At 63.8% G+C, this 23,478-nt stretch carries 24 protein-coding genes, 1 tRNA gene and 1 pseudogene; 18 read left to right on the top strand and 8 right to left on the bottom strand.

Translation table 11 applies throughout. The features are described from left to right. Nucleotides 1-46: 46 nt before the first annotated feature. From ACQCS0_RS01405 to ACQCS0_RS01395, 3 genes are all read left to right on the top strand, one after another. The gene (locus ACQCS0_RS01405) at nucleotides 47-790 is read left to right on the top strand and encodes a GntR family transcriptional regulator (protein ID WP_354155944.1); all 744 of its coding nucleotides are present in this window, start codon (nucleotides 47-49) and stop codon (nucleotides 788-790) included. A 150-nt stretch (nucleotides 791-940) separates the two neighbouring features. After that, a complete protein-coding gene (locus tag ACQCS0_RS01400) occupies nucleotides 941-2,158 on the top strand; it encodes an NRAMP family divalent metal transporter (protein WP_354155943.1) in 1,218 nt (405 codons plus the stop codon). A 5-nt stretch (nucleotides 2,159-2,163) separates the two neighbouring features. Continuing rightward, the gene (locus ACQCS0_RS01395; protein WP_354155942.1) at nucleotides 2,164-2,991 is read left to right on the top strand and encodes a putative hydro-lyase; all 828 of its coding nucleotides are present in this window, start codon (nucleotides 2,164-2,166) and stop codon (nucleotides 2,989-2,991) included. 1 nt (nucleotide 2,992) lies between these two features. Here ACQCS0_RS01395 and ACQCS0_RS01390 read toward each other — a convergent pair whose 3' ends face one another. Next, entirely contained in the window at nucleotides 2,993-3,676 is a 684-nt protein-coding gene (locus ACQCS0_RS01390) for a GntR family transcriptional regulator (protein ID WP_185262108.1), read from the bottom strand. A 348-nt stretch (nucleotides 3,677-4,024) separates the two neighbouring features. On the opposite strand from ACQCS0_RS01390, the gene ACQCS0_RS01385 reads away from it, so the two are divergent. Next, a complete protein-coding gene (locus ACQCS0_RS01385) occupies nucleotides 4,025-4,234 on the top strand; it encodes a hypothetical protein (RefSeq protein ID WP_354155941.1) in 210 nt (69 codons plus the stop codon). Between the two features lie 23 nt (nucleotides 4,235-4,257). Here ACQCS0_RS01385 and ACQCS0_RS01380 read toward each other — a convergent pair whose 3' ends face one another. Next, complete coding sequence (locus ACQCS0_RS01380) at nucleotides 4,258-5,007, bottom strand: LysR substrate-binding domain-containing protein (protein ID WP_354155940.1); 750 nt, start codon at nucleotides 5,005-5,007, stop codon at nucleotides 4,258-4,260. Between the two features lie 134 nt (nucleotides 5,008-5,141). Between ACQCS0_RS01380 and ACQCS0_RS01375 the strand changes: the two genes are divergently transcribed. Beyond that, nucleotides 5,142-5,546, top strand: a complete 405-nt coding sequence (locus tag ACQCS0_RS01375; RefSeq protein ID WP_354155939.1) for a DUF5997 family protein — start codon at nucleotides 5,142-5,144, stop codon at nucleotides 5,544-5,546. 29 nt (nucleotides 5,547-5,575) lie between these two features. On the opposite strand, the gene ACQCS0_RS01370 is transcribed toward ACQCS0_RS01375, so the two are convergent. Next, a complete protein-coding gene (locus ACQCS0_RS01370) occupies nucleotides 5,576-5,956 on the bottom strand; it encodes a VOC family protein (RefSeq protein ID WP_354155938.1) in 381 nt (126 codons plus the stop codon). 156 nt (nucleotides 5,957-6,112) lie between these two features. On the opposite strand from ACQCS0_RS01370, the gene ACQCS0_RS01365 reads away from it, so the two are divergent. After that, a complete protein-coding gene (locus tag ACQCS0_RS01365) occupies nucleotides 6,113-6,718 on the top strand; it encodes a hypothetical protein (RefSeq protein ID WP_354223829.1) in 606 nt (201 codons plus the stop codon). A 34-nt stretch (nucleotides 6,719-6,752) separates the two neighbouring features. On the opposite strand, the gene ACQCS0_RS01360 is transcribed toward ACQCS0_RS01365, so the two are convergent. Both ACQCS0_RS01360 and ACQCS0_RS01355 read right to left on the bottom strand, forming a co-directional pair. After that, a complete protein-coding gene (locus ACQCS0_RS01360) occupies nucleotides 6,753-7,235 on the bottom strand; it encodes a pyridoxamine 5'-phosphate oxidase family protein (protein WP_354155936.1) in 483 nt (160 codons plus the stop codon). 476 nt (nucleotides 7,236-7,711) lie between these two features. After that, entirely contained in the window at nucleotides 7,712-8,092 is a 381-nt protein-coding gene (locus tag ACQCS0_RS01355) for a RidA family protein (protein WP_354155935.1), read from the bottom strand. Between the two features lie 111 nt (nucleotides 8,093-8,203). On the opposite strand from ACQCS0_RS01355, the gene ACQCS0_RS01350 reads away from it, so the two are divergent. The 5 genes from ACQCS0_RS01350 to ACQCS0_RS01330 all read left to right on the top strand — a co-directional run bounded on the left by ACQCS0_RS01350 (nucleotide 8,204) and on the right by ACQCS0_RS01330 (nucleotide 12,797). Beyond that, entirely contained in the window at nucleotides 8,204-9,100 is an 897-nt protein-coding gene (locus ACQCS0_RS01350; RefSeq protein ID WP_354155934.1) for an ABC transporter substrate-binding protein, read from the top strand. 8 nt (nucleotides 9,101-9,108) lie between these two features. After that, nucleotides 9,109-10,047, top strand: a complete 939-nt coding sequence (locus ACQCS0_RS01345; protein WP_354155933.1) for an amino acid ABC transporter permease — start codon at nucleotides 9,109-9,111, stop codon at nucleotides 10,045-10,047. Nucleotides 10,048-10,056: 9 nt separating this feature from the next. Next, complete coding sequence (locus ACQCS0_RS01340) at nucleotides 10,057-10,830, top strand: amino acid ABC transporter ATP-binding protein (protein WP_282331589.1); 774 nt, start codon at nucleotides 10,057-10,059, stop codon at nucleotides 10,828-10,830. 33 nt (nucleotides 10,831-10,863) lie between these two features. Beyond that, nucleotides 10,864-12,021, top strand: coding sequence for an FAD-dependent oxidoreductase (locus ACQCS0_RS01335; RefSeq protein WP_354155932.1), 1,158 nt, complete (start codon nucleotides 10,864-10,866; stop codon nucleotides 12,019-12,021). Nucleotides 12,022-12,143: 122 nt separating this feature from the next. Beyond that, nucleotides 12,144-12,797, top strand: coding sequence for a GntR family transcriptional regulator (locus ACQCS0_RS01330; RefSeq protein WP_282337323.1), 654 nt, complete (start codon nucleotides 12,144-12,146; stop codon nucleotides 12,795-12,797). Nucleotides 12,798-12,860: 63 nt separating this feature from the next. Here the strand turns inward: ACQCS0_RS01330 and ACQCS0_RS01325 are convergent. Beyond that, nucleotides 12,861-13,190, bottom strand: a pseudogene (locus ACQCS0_RS01325) (amino acid transporter); the annotation flags it as partial. 107 nt (nucleotides 13,191-13,297) lie between these two features. Further along, on the bottom strand, nucleotides 13,298-14,719 hold the full coding sequence (locus tag ACQCS0_RS01320; RefSeq protein ID WP_354155931.1) for an NAD(P)/FAD-dependent oxidoreductase: 1,422 nt from the start codon (nucleotides 14,717-14,719) through the stop codon (nucleotides 13,298-13,300). 108 nt (nucleotides 14,720-14,827) lie between these two features. Between ACQCS0_RS01320 and ACQCS0_RS01315 the strand changes: the two genes are divergently transcribed. After that, nucleotides 14,828-15,565, top strand: coding sequence for a TetR family transcriptional regulator (locus tag ACQCS0_RS01315; RefSeq protein ID WP_354155930.1), 738 nt, complete (start codon nucleotides 14,828-14,830; stop codon nucleotides 15,563-15,565). Nucleotides 15,566-15,664: 99 nt separating this feature from the next. On the opposite strand, the gene ACQCS0_RS01310 is transcribed toward ACQCS0_RS01315, so the two are convergent. Beyond that, a tRNA-Leu gene (locus ACQCS0_RS01310) sits at nucleotides 15,665-15,747 on the bottom strand. Between the two features lie 331 nt (nucleotides 15,748-16,078). On the opposite strand from ACQCS0_RS01310, the gene ACQCS0_RS01305 reads away from it, so the two are divergent. The 6 genes from ACQCS0_RS01305 to ACQCS0_RS01280 are packed head-to-tail and all read left to right on the top strand — an operon-like array spanning nucleotide 16,079 to nucleotide 23,474. Beyond that, nucleotides 16,079-16,822: a DUF3662 and FHA domain-containing protein gene (locus ACQCS0_RS01305; RefSeq protein ID WP_354155929.1), complete on the top strand. Its 744-nt coding sequence runs from the start codon at nucleotides 16,079-16,081 to the stop codon at nucleotides 16,820-16,822. Continuing rightward, nucleotides 16,819-17,301 carry an FHA domain-containing protein FhaB/FipA gene (locus ACQCS0_RS01300; protein ID WP_426939988.1) on the top strand — a complete coding sequence of 161 codons (483 nt, stop codon included), beginning with the start codon at nucleotides 16,819-16,821 and terminating at the stop codon, nucleotides 17,299-17,301. The genes ACQCS0_RS01305 and ACQCS0_RS01300 overlap by 4 nt, the downstream gene beginning before the upstream one ends. Nucleotides 17,302-17,303: 2 nt before the next feature. Continuing rightward, entirely contained in the window at nucleotides 17,304-18,944 is a 1,641-nt protein-coding gene (locus ACQCS0_RS01295; RefSeq protein WP_354155928.1) for a protein phosphatase 2C domain-containing protein, read from the top strand. After that, the gene (locus ACQCS0_RS01290) at nucleotides 18,941-20,329 is read left to right on the top strand and encodes an FtsW/RodA/SpoVE family cell cycle protein (RefSeq protein ID WP_354223824.1); all 1,389 of its coding nucleotides are present in this window, start codon (nucleotides 18,941-18,943) and stop codon (nucleotides 20,327-20,329) included. Before ACQCS0_RS01295 ends, ACQCS0_RS01290 begins: the two co-directional genes overlap by 4 nt. Further along, complete coding sequence (locus ACQCS0_RS01285) at nucleotides 20,326-21,786, top strand: penicillin-binding protein 2 (protein ID WP_354155926.1); 1,461 nt, start codon at nucleotides 20,326-20,328, stop codon at nucleotides 21,784-21,786. The genes ACQCS0_RS01290 and ACQCS0_RS01285 overlap by 4 nt, the downstream gene beginning before the upstream one ends. Next, the gene (locus ACQCS0_RS01280) at nucleotides 21,783-23,474 is read left to right on the top strand and encodes a protein kinase domain-containing protein (RefSeq protein ID WP_354155925.1); all 1,692 of its coding nucleotides are present in this window, start codon (nucleotides 21,783-21,785) and stop codon (nucleotides 23,472-23,474) included. Before ACQCS0_RS01285 ends, ACQCS0_RS01280 begins: the two co-directional genes overlap by 4 nt. Nucleotides 23,475-23,478 lie beyond the last annotated feature (4 nt).

Genomic DNA, 23,478 nt, shown 5'->3' with positions numbered 1-23,478 from the left:
ATTGTTCAACAATTCCACGATGTGACGATCGTGTAGATTCGCATCTATGACGATCGCCGACTCAGGATTCCCTGGCATTCCCGGCTCAGCCCCCGCCGGAAGCAGCAAGGCCTCCGGCAAGGCCAGCGCGACCCTGGGGCCGGCGGCCCGCCTGCGGGTGGCCACCCCCTCCGTGGCGGACCGGGTCGCGGCCGAGCTGCGGCTGCAGCTGGCGGAGGGGCTGCTGCTGCCGGGCGAGCGGCTGACCGAATCGACCATCTCCGAGGAGCTGGGCGTTTCCCGCAACACCATCCGCGAGGCCTTTGCCGAGCTCGCGGCCGAGCGGCTGGTGATCCGGCATCCCAACCGGGGCGTGTTCGTCGCGACCCTGGGGCCGGGCGAGATCCATGACGTCTACACCGTGCGCCGGTTCATCGAGGTGACCGCGATCCGCGGCGGCGGAAGCCCCGAGCGGGTGGCCGCTGTCCGCGCGGCTGTGGAGGAAGGCAGGGCCGCGGCGGCAGCGGACGACGAGGAGGCCCTCGGTAGCGCGAACCAGCATTTCCACGGGGCCATCGTGGCGCTGGCCGAGAGCCGGCGCCTCAATTCGATCATGGCCCAGGTGCTGGCCGAGATGCGGCTGTTCTTTCACAAGGCCACCGTGGATGCGCACTTCTACCGCAGCTACCTCGACGATAACGAGGAAATCTTCAACGCCCTGGAGGCCGGCCAACTGGACCGCGCCGGGGACCTGCTGCTGGCCTACCTGAATAATTCGGAGGAGAAGCAGCGCGCCGTCCACGGCGACTGAGCGACCTTACCCCCAGGGCCGAGCAGTTCACCGGGACCGGAACAGTGTCTTTAAAATTGTTGAACAATTCCTTGCGCAGATTGTTCAACAGTCGGTACAGTTGCGGGAGACAATCGTTGTGACGCCAGTCACCCAACTGTTGGGACCCCCATGGAAACCACCCCCGTCAAGGCCGCCCTCAAACCGGCCGCCCGGCGTTCCGCCCTGCTGGGCGCCATGTTCCTCATGGCCACCAGTGCCATCGGCCCGGGGTTCATCACCCAGACCACAGCCTTCACCGTCCAGCTCGGCGCCGCCTTCGCCTTCGCGATCCTGGTCTCCATCCTGGTCGACATTGCCGTACAGGCGAACGTCTGGCGGATCATCGGCGTCTCCGGCCTGCGGGCCCAAGAGCTCGGCAACAAGGTCCTTCCCGGCGTCGGCTGGTTCCTCGCCGCGCTCGTCTTTGCGGGTGGGATCGTCTTCAACATCGGCAATATCGCCGGAACCGGGCTCGGCACCAACGCCATGATGGGCCTGGATCCCAAAATCGGCGGGGCCGTGTCTGCCGTCCTGGCGATCCTGATCTTCCTCAGCAAGAGGGCCGGCGTGGCCCTCGACCGGATCGTGGTGATCCTCGGTGCCCTGATGATCCTGATGACGCTGTATGTGGCAGTGGTTTCCGCGCCGCCGCTGGGTGAGGCCCTCAAGAACACTGTGATGCCCGAGAAGGTCGACTTCCTGGTCATCACAACCCTCATCGGCGGAACGATCGGCGGCTACATCACGTATGCGGGTGCCCACCGTATGCTGGACACCGGCGTCACCGGCGTTGAAAACGTCAAACAAATCACACAGAGCTCGATCGTGGGGATCCTGGTCACCTGCGTCATGCGCATCCTGCTCTTCCTGGCCATCTTCGGCGTCGTCGCCGGCGGTGTGGCCCTGACCGGCAGCAACCTGGCCGCCTCCGCGTTCCAGGCCGCAGCGGGAGATATCGGCATGCGGGTCTTCGGTGTCATCCTGTGGGCTGCCTCCATCACCTCCGTGATCGGCGCGGCGTACACCTCGGTCTCCTTCGTGACGAAGTCCGGCACCAAAGCCCGCACCCGATCCCTGATCACCGTCGGCTTCATCGGTTTCTGCACCGTGGCCTACCTGCTGATCGGCCAGGCCCCGCAGCAGCTCCTCATCTTCGCGGGTGCCTTCAACGGCCTCATCCTCCCCGTCGGTTTCGGAGTGCTGCTCTGGGTGGCCTGGCGCCGCCGGGACCTCATGCAGGGCTACGTCTACCCCAAGGGCCTGCTTGTCATTGGCATCGTGGCCTGGCTGCTGACCTTGTTCCTTGGCTACAGCTCCCTGACCAGCCTGGCCAAGCTGTGGGCCTAGAACCCATGAAACTACGTGAGGTGAACGTGCCGTCCACCGTCGGCCATCCCGCAAACCCGGCGGGGCTGCTCCCGGCGGAGGCGAGGGCCCTGTTCCGCGGCGGTCTCGTGACGCCCACCTCCGGCTGGAGCAGCGGTTACGCGCAGGCCAACCTGATCATCGTGCCCAAGGCGCAGGCTTTCGATGTTCTGCTGTTCGCGCAGCGCAACCCCAAGCCCTGCCCCGTCCTGGGCGTGCTGGACGCCGGCGCGACCTCCGGTGCGCTGCTGGCCGGAGGGGATATCCGCACCGATGTGCCCAAGTACGTGGTGTACCGGGAGGGCCGGAAGGTCGACGAGCCAACCGACATCACGGACCACTGGCGCGATGACCTCGTGACATTCATTGTGGGCTGCAGCTTCACCTTCGAATCCGCTCTCCAGGACAACGGCATCCGGGTGGCCCATATCGACCAGGGAGTGAACGTGCCCATGTACCGCACGTCGGTCCGCTGCGAACCGGCCGGACAAATGGCCGGCCCTTTGGTGGTCTCCATGCGGCCCGTTCCGGCCTCCCAGGTGGCCGACGCCGTCCGCATCACTTCCCGCTATCCGGCCGTGCACGGTGCGCCGGTCCATGTGGGCAACCCCGCCGAACTGGGCATTGCGGATTTGGGCCTCCCGGACTTCGGCGACCCGGTTCGGATCCCGGACGGGCACATCCCGGTCTTCTGGGCGTGCGGGGTGACACCGCAGGCCGCCGTGATGGAGTCCCGGCCGGCACTGGCCATTGGCCATGCCCCGGGGCACATGCTGATTACGGACGCACGGGACACCTCGTATCAGGTGCCGTAGGCTACTGGGCTCCGATTTGCGCCAGCAGTTCGTGCTCGGCAACATCCAGGTACAGGCGCAACTCTGCCGCGGCCTCTTCCCGGCGGCCGGCGTGCAGCAGCGCTACGAGGGCGGCGTTGCGTTCCACGTACTGGCTGTGGAAGTCCGACGTGGTTGCCATGGCGTGGAAAACCAGCCGCATCTGGGCGAGGACCTTGTCCATAAGTTCATCTACTGACGCACTCCCGGAGAGCGCCACCAGCGCCTTGTGCAGGTCCTGATTGGCATCGGCCATCTCCGTCACGGCCCCCGCGCTCAGGGCGGCGCGGGCCCGGTCGATGATGGCATCGAGGGCATCCAGGGTCTGTGCGGGGCATTCCCCCCACAGCACGGCCGCCGGCTCGATCAGCCGGCGGACCCGGTAGATTTCACGGACATCCTCGGCCTGGGGCGCGGACACGAACACGCCGCGATTGGGAATGCGCTGCACCACGGACTCACCGGCGAGGACCGTGAAAGCCTCCCGCAGCGTATTCCGTGAGACGCCCAGGACCTCGGAAAGCTTCTGCTCGGAGAGCTTCGTTCCAGGGGCGATTTTGCCGGCCGAGATACGCGAACGCAGCACCGCAGCCACCCACGATCCGGTGTGGGCGTGGGTGGCCTGGACCTCGTCGGAGATCCCTTCGAGCGCGGCATTCATCGGCATGGATCCAATCTACAGAAGAAGCGGGGACTCCCCGCGCCGCTTGCACCGCCGGCGGCGCATAGCGGTGCTTAGGCGGAGGGGGTACGGAGTTATGTCTGCACACGCGAACGGCCGCCGCGCCTCTCCGTAATGGCAGAGTCGCAGCGGCCGCCGGCTGGCTGCAAGTGGGGCTACTTGGTCGTAGCCGGGGTGGTCAACCAGGCTCCGGTGCCGGGCTCGCTGACCGCGGCGATCCGCACCAGGTATTCGGTTTTCCCGAGGGAGTCCCGTGATCTTGGTGTTGGGTGCGGTACTAACCCCGTCACCGAAGGTCCTCCAGTTCACCCCATCGGTGGATGTCTTGCGTGGATGAAACTTCACCTCGTCGCCCTGTCCGCTGCCACCCTCATGATTGCCCTGAACGGTTGCGGCCAGGTGCAGGACGCCGCGAACAAGGCCGTCAGCGATGGCGCCTCCCAGGTCGCCACGATCACCACCCCGCTGCGCCAGATCGCCGACTCCGGCGACCAGGTTCCAGCCGACTCCGTCAAGGCCCTCCAGGACGCCTGCACCAAGTAGAGGCCAGATCCTGGGGCAGCGCTTTAGCGCTTGCCCTTCTTGCGGGAGCCTTTGCCGCGGCCCTTGTCCGGATTCGGGGCGTACCGCTGGGCCACCTTCGGTTTCTTAACCGCGGGGCCGCGCCGGTCCGGCTTCGGTTCCTTCTTGGGCTTCTCCTGCTGGGCCGAAGGCTGCCGGGAACTTGCCGCCGTGCGGCCGCGGACAATCCCGATGAACTCCTCGATGATGTCGTCCGTGGAATCGCTCGGCCAGGCCAGCGCGATCTCCGTGCTCGGGGCACCTGTCAGCCGCCGGGCCACAGTGTCCTTGACATTGAAATGCCGGGCCACGGACATGGGAAGGATCACCAGGCCAGCGCCGGACGCCACCACCTGCAGGGCCGCCTCCGGGCCACCCATTTCGGCGACATCCAGGAAAGTCTCTGCCGACAGGTCGGCCAAGGCCACTTCCTCAAACACTGAAATTTCGTGGCCCTTGGGCGCCACCACCACGGGCTGCTCCTCATATAGGGGAATCACATTGAGGCCCTCGCGTTCCACCGGAAGCCGCACGAAGCTGAGGTCGGCAGAACCGTCACCCAATACGGAAAGCTGGGCGCCGTCGTCGGACACAAACGACTCCAGCGGGATGTCCAGCACGCGCTCTTCCCAGCGGCGGATCCACTTGCCCGGGGTCACGCCGGCCACATAGGCGAAGCGGAGCACGCGGGGCGCCTCCTGCTCCGGCGATTCGTCGGGAGTGGCGTTCTGCGGGGATTCATTGACTGCGGGCACGTCTTCACAGTACCGCCCACGCGGCCCCGCAATGCCGGACCTGATGTTGAGATGGGGCGGGACTGGTACTGAGATGGTGCGGGACGGGTGCAGTATTGGTGCCTTTCAGGCGGGCAGCCAGATACCCTTGAATCATGACCTCTGCAAACTCCCAGTCCATGAAGCCGGCCACCGTTGCCAAGAAGCTTGGCATCTACCTACCGGCAACACCGCAGGAGTTCCAGGATTCAACCATCAGCCGCGCCGATTTCGCCGAACTCCAGACCAACCCGCCGGAGTGGCTCGCGGAACTCCGCCGCAACGGCCCGCACCCCCGCCCGGTTGTGGCCCAGAAGCTGAACGTCTCCATCAGCGGTCTGGCCCGCGGCGGTGTTGAGGAAGCGCTCACGACGGCGGAAATCACCGCGCTGCTGCAGGCTCCCCCGGCGTGGCTGGTCACTGAGCGCTCCACCCACGCCACCGTCCGTACCGAAGCCCAGCGGGTCAAGGACGAGGCAGCCAAGAAGAACGCCAAGAAGGCCCGCGCCCAGGCCGAGTAGCCAGCGCCGTTCATAGGCGTTGGGGAACGTCAGTCCTGGTGCAGCTGCACGAAGTTGCCGCAGCCATCGTCGAAGACTGCACTGATCCCGGACGGATCCTCTGATGGTTCGCCTTGGAAGGTCACGCCTGCGGCCAGCAGCCGGCTGTACTCGGCCTGCACATCCGGAACCCCGAACGTGATGGCCGCGATCCCGGCCTCATGGAGGGCGTTCATGTAGTTCGCACCGATCGGGTTGTCACTGGGCTCCAGCAGCAGCCCCACAGACCCGGCATCGGCGCCGGGATCCTTGATGATGAACAGGTTGTACTCGGGCATCGCCATCAGCGTCTCGAACCCGAGGGTCCCGATGTAGAACGTATGGGCTGCGGCCGGATCCTGGACATGGATGCTGCACATTTTCAGTCTCATGGTCTCAAGCTACCGGCCCGCGGCAGGCGCGGGAACCTCCGGCACGAATCACGGCCGGCGCAGGAGGTCCCGCCATTGACCCCGGCGCCCGGAAGGGTTGCAATGGAAGGAGCAACCCGGAATCCTGGGCCGGGCCTGACGCGGGGAGGTGCCGCAGTGCCGGCATTCGCAGAATCCGTCCTGTTTGGAGCATTGCAGCTGGGCTTCTGGGGTGCAGTGCTGGTGTGCGCCGTGGCCGCCACTGTCCTGGCTGTCCGCCGGCATTCGACGCCGGACCCTGCCGTCCACGCCCCTGACCCCGTATTCTGGGACGTTTTTATGGGGTCTGCCGTGGCAATCCCGGCGATCCTCATTCCCACACTTGCGTCACCTTGGTCCGGCGCAATCCTGGCTGTGCTGGGGACAGGGGCGGGCGTGGCCGCGTACTGGGGCAGTCCCCAAATCCTGGCGTGGCAGGAACGCCGCCGCCAGCAAAGGCAGGACAAGCCCGCGCACACCGCGGCGCAGGCTGTACATGACGCACTTCTGGCCCGGTGGAGCCGCTACGAGCTGGACCCCGCCTGCTGCATCGACTACCCCGCCATGACGGACGTCCGGCTGCCCGAGACGTCCGCACTGATCCGCGCCATGAGGGAGGCGGAACAGCTGCGGCCCGTGCCGCACCAGGGCTACGCTCCCGCCGTCGTCCGCTTTGGCCTTGCCCTCGCTGCGGCGGAACGGGCTGCCGGGATCCCCGCCGGACTTCCCGCCGTCGGACGTTAACGACTGTGTCGCCGTCGCTGGAGTCCTGCCGTCCCTAAAGCTCCACCTTGCCGCTTTCGCCGACGCTCATGCGGCTGTGCGTCACTTTGGACTTAACCCACTGGAGGACGGTGGCGGCCGTCCCGCCCGGACTGGTCCAGTATTCTGCGGATTCCGAGTCCACCCGGAGCAGGCAAACCTCCGGGGTATCCGGTCCGTCCGGGAACCACGCTTCAACTACCTGGTTCCACATTTCGTGGATCTTGGCCCGGTCCGTGACCACCTCGGCGGTACCGGCCACCGACACCCACTCGGTGCGCCTGCCGAAGGAAACATTGACCCGCGGATCGGCCTGAATGTGTGAGACCTGCGAGGTGCCCCGGCCCGTGAAGAACCAGAGGTCTCCGTCCTCCTGCACGTCCTGGACCGCCAGCGGCCTGCTGACCAGGGCGCCCTCTTCGTTGATGGTGGTCAACATACCGATGTGCGCATCGTTGATGATGTCCGTAACTTTGCTGATGTTCTCAGTATCCGTCATGCTCTCACCTCGTTCTGGTCGAAGGGGAAACTCCCCTCCGCCAGCCTATTGGTAAGCATGCTTCTTTTCTAGTGACGGTGAGCATGCCCGGCTAGAAACCCCCTCGACTTCCTGTCACAAACAGAAGCTCGGCCACCCTTTGCATGACTTAAAATAAATAAGCAATATACGCGCGGATAATTCACGGCACAGAAGTTGGTTCGACTGAACTGGTTCGACAATTGGAGAAGGCGATGCCGGGTGTTATTCGGTCACGCCGGCAACCGGCGGTTACCCAACGGCTGACATCTATTTACGGGATCATGTGACGACAAGCGGTGGGTTTTGGGCGGAGCATCGAACGGGCGGTTCGTGTGCCAGGTACGGCTATGACGGGCAAACCGCTGACATGAAGTCGATAGATTGCCCCTCAACGGAGCCTCAGCCAGCGTACACCGACGAACGAGTCGCAATTCCCTAATCGGTGATATGCGTGGCTACGCTAAGACAGCGATTCCGTCGATTTCGACCCTGATTCCGTCGCCAAGACCGACAGGGACCGTGGTGCGAGCGGGGAAGGGGTGTTCGAAGAATTCGCCGTACGCGGCGTTGACTTCCGGCCAGTCGTCATCGCTGCTGATATACACACGGACCGTCACGAGATTGGACATCGTTCCGCCGGCAGCCTCGATAATACTCCGCAGGTTTGTCAGCGCCTGCCGCGTCTGCTCGCCGGCATCCTCGCTCACCAGTTCACGGGAAACGGGGTCGAACCCGCATTGCCCCGTCAGGTACAAGTGATCCCCGACCCGCACCCCCTGGGAGTAGCTTCCTAGCGGAAGGGGCGCTGCGGGCGTCCTGATCTCTTCTTTGAGCATGGGTAATCAATCCTCTTTGTGGTGTTTTTTCGGGAGCATCTTGACGTATCGGCTGTGACGTCTGACACTTGAACTGTCAGACAGTCTGATACTAGGAAGATAGGCTGAAATATGCAAGCCAAATATCGCAACATCGCCATCGCAGCAGTGGCGGCCGGAGTCATGTCCATCACTGCCTGCGGCGGCTCGACTCCTCAATCGTCTGCAACGTCCTCAGCCCCTGCGGTGAATTCAAAGCTCGCGGCGATGGTGCCCGAGAACATCCGGCAGGCAGGAAAAATTCGCGTTGGTACCGATCCGACCTACGCTCCCTTCGAATCCACTGACGCAGATGGAAAGACCATCATTGGGCTCGACCCTGACCTGGCAAAAGCCATCGGCGGCCTGCTGGACCTGGACGTTGAACTCGTTCCCACATCCTTTGACGCACTGATCCCGTCGCTGGCAGCAAACAAAGTGGACATGGCCATGTCTTCCATCGGTGACACAAAGAAGCGGGAGGAGACCGTGGACTTCGCTACCTATTACTGGAACGGCACACTTCTCTTGATTAGCAAGGGCAACCCCAAGGAACTCACCGCAGAACAGACATGCGGCGGACGCATCGGCGTGATCAGAGGCTCGCTACAGCAGACCACCTTCCTGCCCGCCCAGGAGGAATCCTGCAAGGCCGCCGGCAAGGCCGCGCCCACTGCCGACGTCTACCAAACGGCTCCGCAGGCCCAGCTCGCTCTGCAGAGCAACAGGATCGATGGAGTCCTGACCGACGCACCGCCTATCGCCGATGCCGCGAAGAAGAATCCGGCAAAATTCGAGTCCGTGGGCCCTCTCTTGAAAAACCCCAACCCCGGTGGCGTGGCGCTTCCCAAGGACAGCAAACTGACTGCAGCGATAAACGCCGCGATCAATGAACTGATCAGCAACGGCACCTACGAATCCATCCTGAACAAGTGGAACCTGGGCGATATCAAGATCGAAAAATCTGAAATCAACGGAGCTCTTTCGTGAACACAAGCATGAACGGACTCACTGTCCCCGACGTTTCCGTCGGACAGCGAAGCCCGGAGAAAGTCAAGAAGCTCAAGCGGCCTGGCCGCTGGGCGTCCTACATAATGATGGGTCTGGTGGCGGTTCTAGTCATTCAGTCCGTCGCGACGAACCCCAACTTCGGCTGGCCCATTGTCGGTGAATACTTCGCCTCTCCCCGGGTGCTTGACGGCTTGGTGAATACCCTGCAACTGACCTTCATCGCCATGCTTCTGGGCGTAGTCCTCGGAGTGATCCTGGCAGTCATGCGCTTGAGCACCAACCCGGCGCTCTATGGGGCGGCCGGCCTCTACATCTGGTTCTTCCGCGGAACTCCGGTGTTCGTTCAGTTGCTGTTCTGGGGCTTCATCTCAGCCCTGTATCCCACGCTTGCCCTCGGCATCCCCGGAGCAGAACCCCTCTTCTCGACGGACACCAACTCACTGATCACTCCCGTCGTAGCCGCGATCCTTGGGCTTGCACTGAACGAAGCCGCCTACATGGCTGAAATCGTCCGGGCAGGCATCGTCTCGGTCGGCAAGGGACAGACGGAGGCAGCACACGCGCTGGGTATGTCAAACATGCGCACCCTGCGTCGAGTAATACTCCCCCAGGCGATGAGCGTCATCGTCCCGCCGACGGCCAATAACGTCATTTCCATGCTGAAGACGACGTCGCTGGTCAGCGTGCTGTCCTTCCCTGAGCTGCTCTACGCGACCCAACTCATCTACGCCGAAAACTTCCAGACCATACCTCTCCTGATCACGGCATCCATTTGGTACCTGATCGTCACGACCCTCATGACCATCGGCCAGTACTACACCGAACGCCACTACAACAAAAGCACCCGTGCACAGGGTCTGAGCATCATGCGCCGATTTATTGAACTGCAAAAAAGGCGCGGCACCAATGATGCCCCGGCCCGTTAGGAGAACTCGATGACCCAGACACCAAAAGTGATGGTTAAGGCAACGAACGTATGGAAGTCCTTCGGGCACAACGAAGTACTCAAAGGCATCAACCTGGAAGTCAAAGCCGGAGAAGTAACCACCCTTCTCGGCCCTTCAGGATCTGGAAAGTCAACTTTCCTGCGCCTCATCAATCACCTCGACACTGCCTCAGCGGGGCGCATCACCGTCGACGGCGACCTGGTTGGTTACCGCGAACACAACGGGGCTCTCCACGAACTCCGCCCCCAGTCCATAGCGAAAATGCGCTCGGAAGTGGGAATGGTATTCCAACAGTTCAACTTGTTCCCGCACATGTCGGTTCTCCAGAACATCATGGAGGCGCCCGTGGGCGTGAAAAAGGAATCGAAGGCCAGGGTTAGGGAACGCGCCGAACGTCTGCTCGAGCGGGTCGGTCTTGCCGACAAGCGCAACGCCTACCCCGGGTCACTCTCCGGCGGGCAACAACAGCGCATTGCCATCGCCCGTGCGCTGGCAATGGAACCCAAGCTCATGCTGTTCGACGAACCCACCTCGGCGCTGGATCCCGAACTGGTCGGGGAGGTACTGGATGTCATGCATGACCTCGCCTCCACCGGAATGACCATGATCGTTGTGACGCACGAGATGGGTTTTGCACGCGAAGTCGCGGACTCCGTCGTCTTCATGGACGGTGGCGTCGTTGTCGAAAGCGGCCGGCCCAAAGATGTTCTAAGCAACCCCCAGGAGGAACGCACCCAAGCCTTCCTCAGCAAAGTCCTCTAAACCACAGCATTACCACCGCAGAAGGAACCATCAATGAAAATAGCCGTAATCGGAGCGGGAATAATTGGCGTGTCCATCGCCGCCGAGGCAGCTGCCCGTGGGGCTGAAGTAACCCTGATCGACAAGAATGCCCCGGGCTCTGGGACGTCTTCGACCTCATATGCATGGGTAAACTCGAATGGCAAGGAACCCGTAGGCTACTACGAACTCAACCGCGCCGGCCTCGAAGCACACCACCGCCTTGCCGGCACGGGCGCGGACTGGTTCCGGCCCACCGGTCACATCGAACTCGCAGCCACGCCTGAGCACGCCAACGAACTCCAACACCGATTGGAACGGCTTGTGCAGCTCGGGTACGAAGCAGCAGGCATCAGCAGTTCAACGGCCAACGAACTCGTTCCTGACCTGATCGTCCCTGAGGACTGCAGCGCTGCTGTTTACTTCCCGCACGAAGCGCACTGCTACCCCACCCTGTACATACGTCACCAGCTCCAGCGGGCCAAACAACTCGGCGTCCGTCTGCGCATCGGAGCGAACGTGGAATCCTTCGAAGAGATGACCGACGGCGTGAACGTCAGCCTTAGCGACGGCAGCAACATCGTTGTAGACCACGTGATCAGCGCTGTTGGACGGTGGACAAACGACATCACAGCAGCCGCGGGATTGGGTCCGGTTGTTGCCGAGTACCAAGAGCCGGGCGATGTGACCGTCGGCTACCTTGCGGTCACAAACCCCCTGCCCGTAGCCATAGACCGGATGCTCACCAGCCCAAAGCTGAACATCCGCCCCGACGGCGGTGGTCGTTTATTGCTGCAAGCACTCGATCTCGATGTGACCGCGACAGTTGGTTCGGTCCCCGCTCTGGAATCGGACTTGGCAAAGGAATTCATCGACAGGCTCCAACACATCCTGAAAAACACCGAAAACGCCCAAATCACAGAACTCCATGTCGGAGTCCGAGCAATGCCTGCTGATGGGCAAAGTGTCATCGGCGCCGTCCCTTCCAGGCCCTGGCTTTACCTCGTTGCTACCCACAGTGGCGTGACCCTGGCCCCGTTCCTGGGATCGGCAGTCGCTGCGGAAGTGTTTGACGAGCCCGAGCCGCTGTTCGATAGTTTCCGGCCCACCAGGCTCCTGGACAGCTACCCCCACCAGGTTCTGGCCGCGCCCCGCCAGCCCGGGCAACAGTAATCGATAAATCCACGCTCCAGGAACACCTAGGATCGTGACTAGATAAGTGGTGGCGGGTCCCGGCTGGACGGACCCGCCACCGCCGAAGACAGTAGGAGCACCCTGTGAACAAAATCCGACGTATGACCGCAACTGAGCTGAGCACCGCGGCGCTTCGGCAGCAGATCCTGACCCGCGAAATACTCCCGGGAACGCGGGTCACGGAAGATGCCGTGGCAACTGAACTCGGCGTTTCGCGTGCCACTGTCCGCCAAGCCTTGAACTCCCTGGAGCTAGAAGGGCTACTCGTTCGCAATCCTGCCTCCCGGGTCCTGGAAGTCCTCACCCTGGACCCCGAGGACGTTAGGGAGATTTACCAAGCACGCCGCGTCCTTGAACTAGCTGGCGTGAAGGCTGCCGACGGCGCTCCAGAGGAAGCACTCCTTCAACTCAAAGACGCCATTGCCCAAATGAAGGACGCCGTGACCAACGGTGACGTGGTCGGGTTCGTTGAAGCCGACAAGCTCAGCCATGTAACAACCGTCAGCTTCCTCAAATCCCGCATACTCTCTGAGACGCACGCTTCGCTCATGAGACGCCTCCGGCTCGCCATGACACACCAGGAAGCTGACGAGAACGTCATGGGCGACGAACTGCACGAACATCAGGAATTCTGTGACCTGGTTCTGGCCGGAAAGATCGATGAGGCCCAAAAGAACCTCAATGACCGACTGAACGTTGCAGAACGACAAATGCTCAAGAGCCTAATTGCTCCCCCCATCCACGCTCCTGAATAAAGGAAGCCTCGGTAGGCCGCGGCGGGGTAGCGGACGTCGCGGACCGGCTGGGATCGGCGTACCGGCCAGCACAATGATGGTGGCCGCAATCAGCCCCCAGCCTTCCATCCAACCGATCCACGGACCAAAGACGCGCGATGCCCACGTGAACGAGGTGCCGGCGTCGGGGATGGCATAGTTCAGTTCCCGGTAGCCGAACGCCACCAGAATCATGGGGATAAAGCCCACCAGGAAGATCGCCGGCAGCTGAACCCCCACCTCCGATACCGTTGGCCCCAGCGCCGCGGGCTGCGTGTATGCAGGCGCGATACAGGAAACCCCGATCACGACGGCGCCCACCAGCCCCACCGCGCCGGCGTTCAGGCCCTTCCCGCTCAGGCCCTTTTCAGCCAGGCCATTTGTCCACGCCGCTGACTGTCTGTACTGTCACTTCTTTGGGAACCATGGCCTTGCCTCTCGTAGTTCATTCGACGCTGAATGGATTGGAGCCGGTGCTGCTGTCAGTCGACAGCGGCCATATGTTCTGCACCGGATGCGCCCGCATTGGCTGCAACACCCGCCGCCGCAGCGATGCGCGCCGCCGTGCGCCGGCCCATGCGGACGGCCCCGTCAACATGCTGGTAGCCCTCCGCTGCGAGGTCTGAGGAGCACCAGTAGATCGGGCCCACGGGGGTGTGCTGGTCCTTGCCGTAACGGTGCAGGCCGCCCAGATCGTAGCTGGCTGCGTACGCGCCCCGGGTCCATTCTTCGGAGCCCCAGTCGGATTCGTAGTAGACCTCTGGTGCCAGGGCCTTATCCCCCAGGAAGCCGGCAATGGACTCCAAGACCACGCGCTTCCGTTCGGCGGCACTCAACTCGAAGACGGCGTCGGCCTTTTCGTCCGAGATGAAGCCCACCAGCGTTCCGCGCAAATCAGCGTGGTTCGTGTTGTCGTAGACCTCCTGGACCAGCGACCCGGCACCGAAGCCAGTGCCGGAGAGTCCGTCTTCACGCCAGAACGGCGTGCTGTAGACGGCGTGGACCTTGATCACCAGGCCCAGTGACTGGTGCTGGTGCATCTGCTGCTGGCGCCGCGGAAGCGGCGGGTCAAAGGAGACACGCGCGTAGAGGTTCGGCGGCACGGCCATGATCACAAAGCGCGCATTCACGGTGGCACGCTCCGAAACGACACTGACGTGGTGCCCGTCTTCGCCGTCGTCCCCCCAGTGGACGGTGCGCACCGGACTGTTAAGTACGACGTCGGCACCCAGTTCCGCTGCCTGCAGCAGGGACACCTGCTGCATCCCGCCGATGACCCGCTTGTCCAGGATGAAGCTCTCATCCGTGAGGTGGCTGAAGGACCCGGCGGAGGCTGCCATCAGCACCGCCTGCAGCGCCGAGAAGGCATGTGCCGGCTTGGTGAGCATGCCGCCCGCAATGAACAGGCCAATGTTGTTGCACGCCTCCTCGTCGGACGAATTGGCGCGCAGCCAGTGGTGGAAGGAAATGGTGTCCAGTTCACGGGCCTTGGGGTGCGCCCAGGGTTCGGTGGCGCCGATTTCCGCGGCGAGGACGTCCAGAATGCCGATCAGCTTGTCCATTTCCGCCCCGGTGGCTCCACTGACCGGGAAGGAATCGCCGGTGTAGCGGGTCTTCGTGCCGTCGGCGCCGACATAGACGGATTCGCCCTCACGGTAGCGGGAGTATGTCTTCAGGCCGAGCTCGTCCAGAAGCTCCAGCAGTGCAGTCTGGTCCGGGGAGACCCACTGGCCACCGATTTCCAACATGGCCCCGTCAATGGTGTCGGTCCAGGTCCGGCCGCCCACGCGGTCCCGTGCTTCCAGCACTGCCACGCTGAGGCCGGCCTTCTTCAGCTCGCGGGCAGCGGTGAGCCCGGACGGTCCCGCGCCGACGATTACAACGTCGCGGTCAAGATTCAGCATGATGTCCTCTCTGTGGTCACTTGAGTGATGCGAACCACTAAATGAATGTCATTCATTTAGTAGAACTATAGCTGTTGCGCGGCCCGCGAGGAAGAGACCGGTGGAATAATGCTGGGGATACTGCCCGCAGAAAGGCCAGCAATGCCGGCGTCACCAGCCAAGTCACCCAGCATCCAGGAGCACGACCCCGCGCCGAAAACCGGTGCGTCGCGACGTCGCGCGGGGCGGCCGGCCGCCGCCGTCCTGGACCTTGCGGGCATCACCGCCGCAGCCCTGCGGCTCATCGGCAAGAACGGCTACGACGGCCTCACCATGGCCGCACTGGCCCGCTCACTGCACGTGGCGCCGTCGGCCCTCTATAACCACGTGGAATCCAAGCGGGACGTGCTCCTGCTCGTGGAAGACCACCTCGCTGCCCTGGTGGACGTGACTGCGTTCGCCGCGGAGCCCTGGGAGTCGGCAGTGCGGAAATGGGCCTGGAGTTACCGGGATGTCTTCGCGGAACACACGCCCTTGATTCCCGTCATCGCAGTACTTCCCGTGACGGACGCACCCCAGACCCTCGCCATGTATGAGACCGTCAGCGCCGGATTCCGGACAGCCGGATTCCCGGAGGAGCGGATCGTGTCCGCCATCGTGGCCCTGGAATCATTCATCTTCGGATCCGCTTACGACGTCACCGCCCCCGCCGACATTTTCGAATCCGGCCGGATGGCCGAATCGACGCCGAGCTTCACGGGAGCAGTCCGGAGCCTCGCCGCGCAGGGGCACGAGAAACCTGCGGACGAGGCGTTCAGCCTGGGGCTTGAGGCCCTTATCGTGGGCTTCGGGGCGTTAAGGAAGTAGAACCGCTGCCACCCGGCACGAATCCCGGGACTTCGCCCGTGATGGAGCTTAGACGCAGAAAAGCCCCGATCCTAAGACCGGGGCTTTTCTGGATTTGCGTGCGCGAGGGGGGATTTGAACCCCCACGCCCTTTCGGACACTGGCACCTGAAGCCAGCGCGTCTGCCGTTCCGCCACTCGCGCGCAACTTCTTTTCCATGAATAACGGCCGGTTTACCGGATCCGCAACCGTGTAAAAGCAGCGAGATCAAGCATAACGGACATCGGCGGCAAAACACCAATTGAGCTCCGGACGCGGTCAAATTCCCCGCCGGGAGTGCGCCTTCCGGGGTCCCGGAACGGGCTTTTCCAGCGGCCCGGCCGTTGCGGATTAAGGTCATTTACAGGCCTGCCCAGTAGTATCTGATGTAGTAGTGCCTGCCACTGCCAGGCAGGCCACTGGGTTCTGAACTGCGTTGTTGGTTGAGTTCCGGAACGAAAACTGCCCCGCAGCCGGGGGGAAAGGAGAAGGACCATGGGATTGCTGGACAAGGTCGAGCGCGGTATTGAAAAGGCCGTCCGCGGTGTCTTCTCCACCGGTTCGCGCGCCCAGGTGGAACCTGTGGAAATCGCCAGCCGCCTCCGCCGCGAGGTGGACAACAAAGCCCTCACGATCGCCGCCGGCCGCATCCTGGCTCCGAACGTCTTCGACGTCCAGCTCAGTGATGGCGACTTCACGAGGGCGCAGGAATGGGGCACACCACTCGCCGAAGAACTCTGCGACGTCGTCATCAACCACGTCCGCAGCCAGGGCTACACCCTGCAGGGCTCGGTACGGATCTCCTTCCGCCGGTCCGAGGAGCTGCGCGCCGGCGACTTCGAGATCATCTCCTCCACCGAGAAGTCCAAAGCCGGCCCCGGCGTCGCGCCAGCCAGGCCCAACCTGCCAGCGGCCCCCGGCCGCCCGCCCCTGCGGCTGCAGCCCGTTCTGGATATCGACGGCCAGCGCTACTCCCTCAATGCCGCATCCATCGTCCTGGGCCGGTCTTCCGAGGCTGACATTCTGGTTGACGACACCGGCGTCTCTCGCCGCCACCTCGAGATCCGCACCACCAACGGTGTCACCAGCGCCGTGGACCTCGGCTCCACTAACGGCAGCTACGTCAATGGCCACAAGGTGGCGGACAGCACCGAACTGACCGACGGCTCCACCATCACGATGGGACGGACTAAGATCATCTTCCGCCTGCTTCCCGCCAACCCTGGGGGCCGCCCGTGAGCGACCTGACCATCACTGCGCTGCGGTTTGGCTTCCTGATCCTGCTTTGGGTCCTCATCTTCAGCATAGTTTCGGCCATGCGCCGGGACCTGATGGTGGGCCGCAAAGCTGCCGCCGGCACTCCGACCGCCCGGCAGGTCCGCAAGAATCCAGATCTGGCCGAGGCTCCGCCGCAGACCCTCAGGCAGCAGGCCCACCAACTGGTGGTCACCGAAGGCCCGCTTAAGGGAACCACCATCCCCTTGGCCGCCAGCCCCATCCTGTTGGGCCGCGCGCAGGAAGCCACGCTGATTCTCGAGGACGACTACGCCTCCGGCCGCCACGCGCGGCTTTTCCCGCAGGGCAGCCGCTGGTTTATCGAGGACCTGGGCTCCACCAACGGCACGTACCTGGCCGACCAGCAACTTACCCGGGCCCTGCCCGTTGAACTTGGCGTACCCGTGAGAATCGGCAAGACGGTCATCGAATTGAGGCCATAACAATGGCCGCTGATCTTCCCGCCGGCGAGGCCACGCCCGTCCAGCGGCCCCTCATCATGCGCTATGCAGCGCGCTCGGATGTGGGACGCATTCGAGCCAAAAATGATGACTCGGCGTACGTCGGACGCCATTTGGCGGTGGTCGCGGACGGAATGGGCGGCCACGCGGGCGGCGATGTCGCCTCTGCCGCCACCGTGCTGGACATGCTGCACCTGGACCACGACGACCACGACGGCGATGCTGGCACGGTCCTCGCCGACGAAATCCAGACGGCCAACTCCCTGCTCTCCGAGCTGGTCCACATCAACCCCAAGCTGGCCGGCATGGGCACCACCGTTACATCCCTGCTTCTGGCAGAAGGCAAGCTACATTTCGCGCATATCGGCGACTCCCGGGCCTACCGCCTGCGCGACGGCGAATTTGCCCAGATCAGCATTGACCACACGTTCGTCCAGCGGCTGATCGATGAGGGGCGGCTCCGCCCCGAAGAAGCCGAAACCCACCCACACAAAAACGTCCTTATGCGCGTCCTGGGCGACGTCGACGCCAGCCCCGAGCTGGATCTGGACACCCTGGACGTCCAGCCCGGTGAGCGCTGGCTGCTCTGCTCCGACGGGCTCAACTACGTGGCCGGACACGTGGTGGAGCGGACGGTCCGCGAGACAAAGGACCTCCGCGAGTGCGTCGAAACCCTGGTGAACCTCACGCTCGAAGCTGGCTCACCGGACAACGTCACCGTCGTCATGGTGGAAATCACCGAGGAAACGCCCGACGACGTCAGTACCGCCGCCGTCGACATCGTCCCCTCGCAGCCGGCCACCGAAGCCCCTGCCGCTGACAGCGAAGCGGCCAGCACTTCACCGGGCCCAGAGGCGTCCGACGTCAAAAGCCCCGCAGCCGACAAAGCCGCCGAAAAGCCAGTGGCCGCGGAACCCCCGCCCTCCACCGACCCCCATCTCGGCGAGCACCTTTCGGCCGAAGTCCTGCGGCAGGAACTCGCATCGCGCCCGCACGAACTTGTCGGTGCTGCGGCCACCGCGGCCGAGTCCGGCTCCATTCCCACCATTGCCGGCCGCACCGTGGCCAGGCGGGCCGCCACCGTCCTGACGCACAAGGCCGACGCTCCCGCGGCAGAGGCGGATGACGCCGCCCTGGGGCGGCCGAAACCCCGCCGCTGGGTCACCTTGTCCATCGCCGCATCCGTGCTGGTGGTGCTGACCGTTGGCCTCTGGCTCGGCTATGCCTGGACCCAGACCCGCTATTACATCGGGGAATACGATTCCCGCGTTGCCATCTATAACGGTGTATCGCAGCGGCTTGGCCCCATCCAGCTTTCCACCCTCGAAGCCGTAACAGAGATCCAGATGGACTCCTTGCCCCAGTTCTCCCAGCAGCGCGTCCGCCAGACAGTTCCCGCGCGTGATCTCTACGATGCCCAGCGGATCGTGAAGAACCTCGAAGGCACCGGTACCATTGCTCCGCCGGATGAGTGCCTGACCCCGTCGCCCGTTCCGGCCCCAACTACTGCGCCGGCTGCAACACCCACGGCGCCTGCCCCATCGTCGGACGCAGCCACTCCTGCGGCGACGCCGTCCCCGTCCGCCTCGCCCAGCCCCACTACCGCTTGTGAGGGAGGCCAGTGAGCCAGCTCAGCACCGTACCCAAACCCCGGCGCAACGTGGAACTGTTGCTGCTGATTCTCGCCCTGTCTGTGGGCATCGGCGCCAACATGTTAGTGGGCGTTGACCAGGAGAAGGCGTTCGACTCCGATTTCTGGTTCCAGTCCAGCCTCCTCGCGGTGGCAGCCCTGTTCTTCCACGTGGTTCTGCGGATCCGGGCTAAATATGCCGATCCGGTCATACTTCCGTTGGTTGTTGCACTTAACGGCTTGGGCCTTGCCATGATCCACCGCCTCGACGCCCCCGGGGAAGACACCGGGAACAACCAGCTCCGCTGGACCCTGATCGCCATGGCAGTGGCCGTCGGCGTGATCTGGTTTCTAAAGGACCACCGGGTGCTCCGCCGCTTCACCTTCATCTCACTGGCCGTGAGCGCGCTCCTGCTCATTCTTCCGCTGGTGCCCGGCATCTCGGCCGGCGAAATCCTGGGCGCCCGGGTCTGGATCCGGATGGGTCCGTTGACGTTCCAGCCGGGTGAGATTGCCAAGATCACCCTCGCTATATTCTTCGCCGGTTATCTGTCCTCCAACCGGGACCTCATACTGTTGGCTGGACGCAAGATCGGCCCGCTGCAGTTCCCCCGGTTCAAGGACATGGGGCCCATGATAACCGCCTGGCTGGTGAGCATCGGCGTGTTGATCTTCCAGCGGGACCTCGGCTCCTCCGTGCTGTTCTTTGGCCTGTTCATCGTGCTGATCTACGTGGCCACCAGCCGTATCAGCTGGGTGGTTATCGGCTTGGGCCTCATCTTAGGCGGCGGTTTCGTGGCAGCTCAGGTATTTTCCCATGTCGAAGTACGCATCTACGGCTGGATTAACGCCTTCAGCCCGGACGTTTACGAGACCGGCAGCCGGCAAGTCATCGAGGGACTCTTCGGCATGGCTAACGGCGGCCTAGTGGGTACCGGCCTGGGCCAGGGCCGGCCGGACCTGGTCCCCTTCGCCAACAGCGATATGATCATCGCGTCCATCGGCGAGGAGCTGGGCCTGATCGGACTGTTCGCCGTGGTGCTGATGTACGTCATGCTGTTCACCCGAGGGTTTCGGGCGGCGCTGGGCACCCGGGATGCCTTCGGGAAACTGCTGGCCTGCGGACTTTCCTTCGCCATCGCCCTTCAGTGCTTCGTGGTGATCGGCGGAGTCACACGGCTGATTCCATTGACCGGTCTGACCACGCCGTTCCTCGCCGCGGGAGGTTCGTCGCTGCTGGCCAACTGGATCATCGTGGGCCTGCTCCTGCTGATTTCCCATACTGCGCGGGGTCCGGTGGACACCACGCCACTTCCTCCCGGCGGCGCTGCGGAATCTGCAGGAATTGATACTCCCACCGAGGCGGTGAAACAAGCGTGAACCAGGCAATCCGGAATTCCTGGGTGGCAGCGATCGCCATGTTTGCATTGATCTTCGGCGCTATCAGCTTCGTCCAGGTGGTGGGTGCCGATGACCTCAAGGACCACCCTCTGAACCAGCGCGCCATTCTGCAGAATTACTGCAACGACCGCGGCGCCATCATCGTGGGCGGAAACCCGGTCGCCCAATCGGTGGAAGGCACCTCCGAGGTCTGCAAGTTCCAGCGCACCTACGCGCAGCCGGCACTGTATGCAGGCATCACGGGCTACTTCTCGAAGAACTATGGTGCCACCGGCCTGGAAGTTGCGATGAACGCCCAGTTGGCTGGCAGCTCAGACCAGCAGTTCTTCGACCGCATCGGCCAGCTCTTCCTGGGCAGCCAGCCGAAGGGGGCTTCGGTGGAACTCACCATCGATCCCGCTATCCAGAAGCTTGCCTACGACCTCATTCCGGACGGCCAGCGAGGTTCCATTGTGGTCACCAACCCCAAGACCGGCGCCATCCTGGCCATGGTGTCCAAACCGTCCTATGACCCCAACCTGATCGCCACCCAGGACTCGAAAGCCGAAAACACCAACATCAATGAGCTGGTCAAGGTCCCCGGCATCAACCTGAACCAGAATGTCAGCGGGCCCACGGGCGAACTGCTCGCTCCGGGGTCAGTGTTCAAGCTGGTGGATACCGCTGCGGCCCTCGCCTCCGGGAAGTACAACAAGGACAGCGTGCTCCCCAACCCAGCCGAGATGCCGTTCCCGGGGATCCAGTACAAGCTGCCGAACTACGCCGGGGGCAACTGCTACACCCAGGAGACGGCCAGCTTTGCCTTCGCCCTGCAGCAGTCCTGCAATACGCCGTTCGCCAGAATTGCCCTCGACCTGGGCCGCGACGCCATCGCCGAGCAGGCGGCAAAGTTCGGCTTCGGCGAGGTACTTGGCGATCAGCTCAAGCTCGCCTACGCCAAGGGCAACGGCTTCCCCGATGAACTGGACGGGCCAGGCCTGGCCCAGTCCGCCATTGGCCAGAAGGACGTGCGCGCCACGCCGCTGCAGATCGCAATGATGACCGCCGCCATCGCCAACAACGGCGTCCAGATGAGCCCCAGCCTTGTCAAGACCGTGCGGTCCCCGGACCTTCGTGTCATTGACGAACCCAAGCCTGAAGCGCTCCGGACTTCCACCACGCCGGAGATTGCCCGGCAGATCACCGAATGGATGACCAGCGCGGTGAGCCAGGGCATCGCCCGCGGCGCGGCTGTCCCCGGTGTTCAGGTGGCCGGCAAAACCGGAACCGCCGAACTGGGCAACGGCCTGAACAACTCCTGGTTCACCGGGTTTGCCCCCGCGAACAACCCGGAGGTGAGCGTCACCATCGCCATGGAGGGCGTAGACATCACCACCGGTGCACAGCTAACCAGTCCGAACGCGAAGAAGATTTTTGAGGCGGTGTTGAATAAGTGAGGCCTACAACGGGAATCACCCTCGGCGGCAGATTCCAGCTGACCACGCGGATTGCGATCGGCGGGATGGGCGAGGTCTGGAAGGCCAAGGACCAGGTCCTGGGCCGGATTGTCGCCATCAAGGTACTCAAGGAGGAATACACCGGTGATCCCGGATTCCTCCAGAGGTTCCGCGCGGAGGCACGCCACACCGCCCTGTTGAACCACGTGGGCATCGCCAATGTCTTTGACTACGGCGAGGAGGATGGCTCCGCCTACCTGGTCATGGAGCTCGTTCCGGGCCAGCCGCTGAGCAGCATCATCGAGCACGAGCAGGTACTGTCCCCGGACCGGACGCTGTCCATGATGGCGCAGACCGCCCGCGCCCTTTCCGTCGCCCACGCCCAGGGGCTGGTCCACCGCGACATCAAGCCGGGCAACCTGCTGATCACCCCCGACGGCCGGGTCAAGGTCACCGACTTTGGCATCGCCCGTCTGGCCGACCAGGTCCCGTTAACGCAGACAGGCCAGGTCATGGGAACCGCCCAGTACCTCGCCCCCGAGCAGGCCACCGGCCAGACCGCTACCGGTGCCTCGGACATCTACTCACTCGGCGTGATCGGCTACGAGTGCCTCACCGGGCACCGGCCGTTCTCCGGCGAATCCCAGATCGCCATTGCCCTGGCGCAGGTCAACGACGCCCCGCCGCCGCTTCCGGAGACCCTGCCCAAACCGGTCCGCGCACTGCTGATGTCCATGCTGGCCAAGGACCCCAAGAACCGTCCGGCCAACGCCATCAAGCTGTCCGAAGCCGCCGAGGCCATCCGCAACGGCGACATTGATGCCGCGCATGCCGCGGTTCCCGGCATGTTGCTCTTCGAAGCGACAACCGGCCCCATTACGGCACCGGTGGACATTGCCACAGCGCCCACGGGTGTTATCGCCCACAAGGACAGCAACACGACGTCCACGTCCGCCCTGCCCGTGCTTAGTGCCGCTGCCGGTGGCGCTGCAGTCGGCGCCGCGGCCGCGGGCACAGCCACCGGAGCCGGCAGCACGCTTTCGCGTGCGGACGCCCTGGCTGCGGAGCGCAGTTGGGTGCAGGAGGAAGAAAAGTACGACGACGAACCGGAGGATGAGCCCGAGCGTCGCGGCCGGAGCCCCTGGACGTGGCCGCTGGTCGCCTTGATCGTGCTGGTTCTGTTCGCGCTGGTGGGGTTCTTCCTGACGCAGCAGGGGATTTTTAACCCGGCCAACACCACCACTAACCCGGCATCCAGCAACCCGCCGTCCACCAGCGCCAGCCCGTCAAAGACCTCGGCGTCCGCCACGCCCACCCCCAGCCGCACCACTGACGCGCCCACGCCGACGCCCACGCCCAGCACCGTGGACATCATTTCGGCGGCATACCTCGGGAAGGACTACCGTCAGGTCCAAGGGACGCTTGAAACCATGGGCCTGTCCGTGCGGGTCATCCCGCAGCAGAGTACTTCCGCTGCGGGAACGGTGTTGCAGGTTAATCCCACGGGCACCGTGCCCAAGGGGGCTGAAGTGACCGTGACTTACGCCGTTCCTGCCCCCGCCACTACGCCGACCGCTCCGCCGTCGTCGCCGGCCGCCTCGCCGGCTGCCTCGGCCGGGCCGACGTCCGTCCTGCCCAGCTGCAACCCCGGCCAGGTGCAGGGCTTGCCCCCTACCTGCGGCCCCTAGTCGT

Origin of the sequence: Pseudarthrobacter sp. S6, from assembly GCF_050156575.1 — a bacterium.
Taxonomy (GTDB): Bacteria; Actinomycetota; Actinomycetes; order Actinomycetales; family Micrococcaceae; genus Arthrobacter.
Note: the sequence above shows the minus strand (reverse complement) of the source record. Positions and strands in the feature narration are given on the sequence as shown.

Coding starts and splice junctions, on each gene's coding strand:
- ACQCS0_RS01405 (WP_354155944.1), top strand. CDS start 47: ATGACGATCGCCGACTCAGGATTCCCTGGCATTCCCGGCTCAGCCCCC.
- ACQCS0_RS01400 (WP_354155943.1), top strand. CDS start 941: ATGGAAACCACCCCCGTCAAGGCCGCCCTCAAACCGGCCGCCCGGCGT.
- ACQCS0_RS01395 (WP_354155942.1), top strand. CDS start 2,164: ATGAAACTACGTGAGGTGAACGTGCCGTCCACCGTCGGCCATCCCGCA.
- ACQCS0_RS01390 (WP_185262108.1), bottom strand. CDS start 3,676: ATGCCGATGAATGCCGCGCTCGAAGGGATCTCCGACGAGGTCCAGGCC.
- ACQCS0_RS01385 (WP_354155941.1), top strand. CDS start 4,025: ATGAAACTTCACCTCGTCGCCCTGTCCGCTGCCACCCTCATGATTGCC.
- ACQCS0_RS01375 (WP_354155939.1), top strand. CDS start 5,142: ATGACCTCTGCAAACTCCCAGTCCATGAAGCCGGCCACCGTTGCCAAG.
- ACQCS0_RS01370 (WP_354155938.1), bottom strand. CDS start 5,956: ATGAGACTGAAAATGTGCAGCATCCATGTCCAGGATCCGGCCGCAGCC.
- ACQCS0_RS01360 (WP_354155936.1), bottom strand. CDS start 7,235: ATGACGGATACTGAGAACATCAGCAAAGTTACGGACATCATCAACGAT.
- ACQCS0_RS01355 (WP_354155935.1), bottom strand. CDS start 8,092: ATGCTCAAAGAAGAGATCAGGACGCCCGCAGCGCCCCTTCCGCTAGGA.
- ACQCS0_RS01350 (WP_354155934.1), top strand. CDS start 8,204: ATGCAAGCCAAATATCGCAACATCGCCATCGCAGCAGTGGCGGCCGGA.
- ACQCS0_RS01345 (WP_354155933.1), top strand. CDS start 9,109: ATGAACGGACTCACTGTCCCCGACGTTTCCGTCGGACAGCGAAGCCCG.
- ACQCS0_RS01340 (WP_282331589.1), top strand. CDS start 10,057: ATGACCCAGACACCAAAAGTGATGGTTAAGGCAACGAACGTATGGAAG.
- ACQCS0_RS01335 (WP_354155932.1), top strand. CDS start 10,864: ATGAAAATAGCCGTAATCGGAGCGGGAATAATTGGCGTGTCCATCGCC.
- ACQCS0_RS01330 (WP_282337323.1), top strand. CDS start 12,144: ATGACCGCAACTGAGCTGAGCACCGCGGCGCTTCGGCAGCAGATCCTG.
- ACQCS0_RS01320 (WP_354155931.1), bottom strand. CDS start 14,719: ATGCTGAATCTTGACCGCGACGTTGTAATCGTCGGCGCGGGACCGTCC.
- ACQCS0_RS01315 (WP_354155930.1), top strand. CDS start 14,828: ATGCTGGGGATACTGCCCGCAGAAAGGCCAGCAATGCCGGCGTCACCA.
- ACQCS0_RS01305 (WP_354155929.1), top strand. CDS start 16,079: ATGGGATTGCTGGACAAGGTCGAGCGCGGTATTGAAAAGGCCGTCCGC.
- ACQCS0_RS01295 (WP_354155928.1), top strand. CDS start 17,304: ATGGCCGCTGATCTTCCCGCCGGCGAGGCCACGCCCGTCCAGCGGCCC.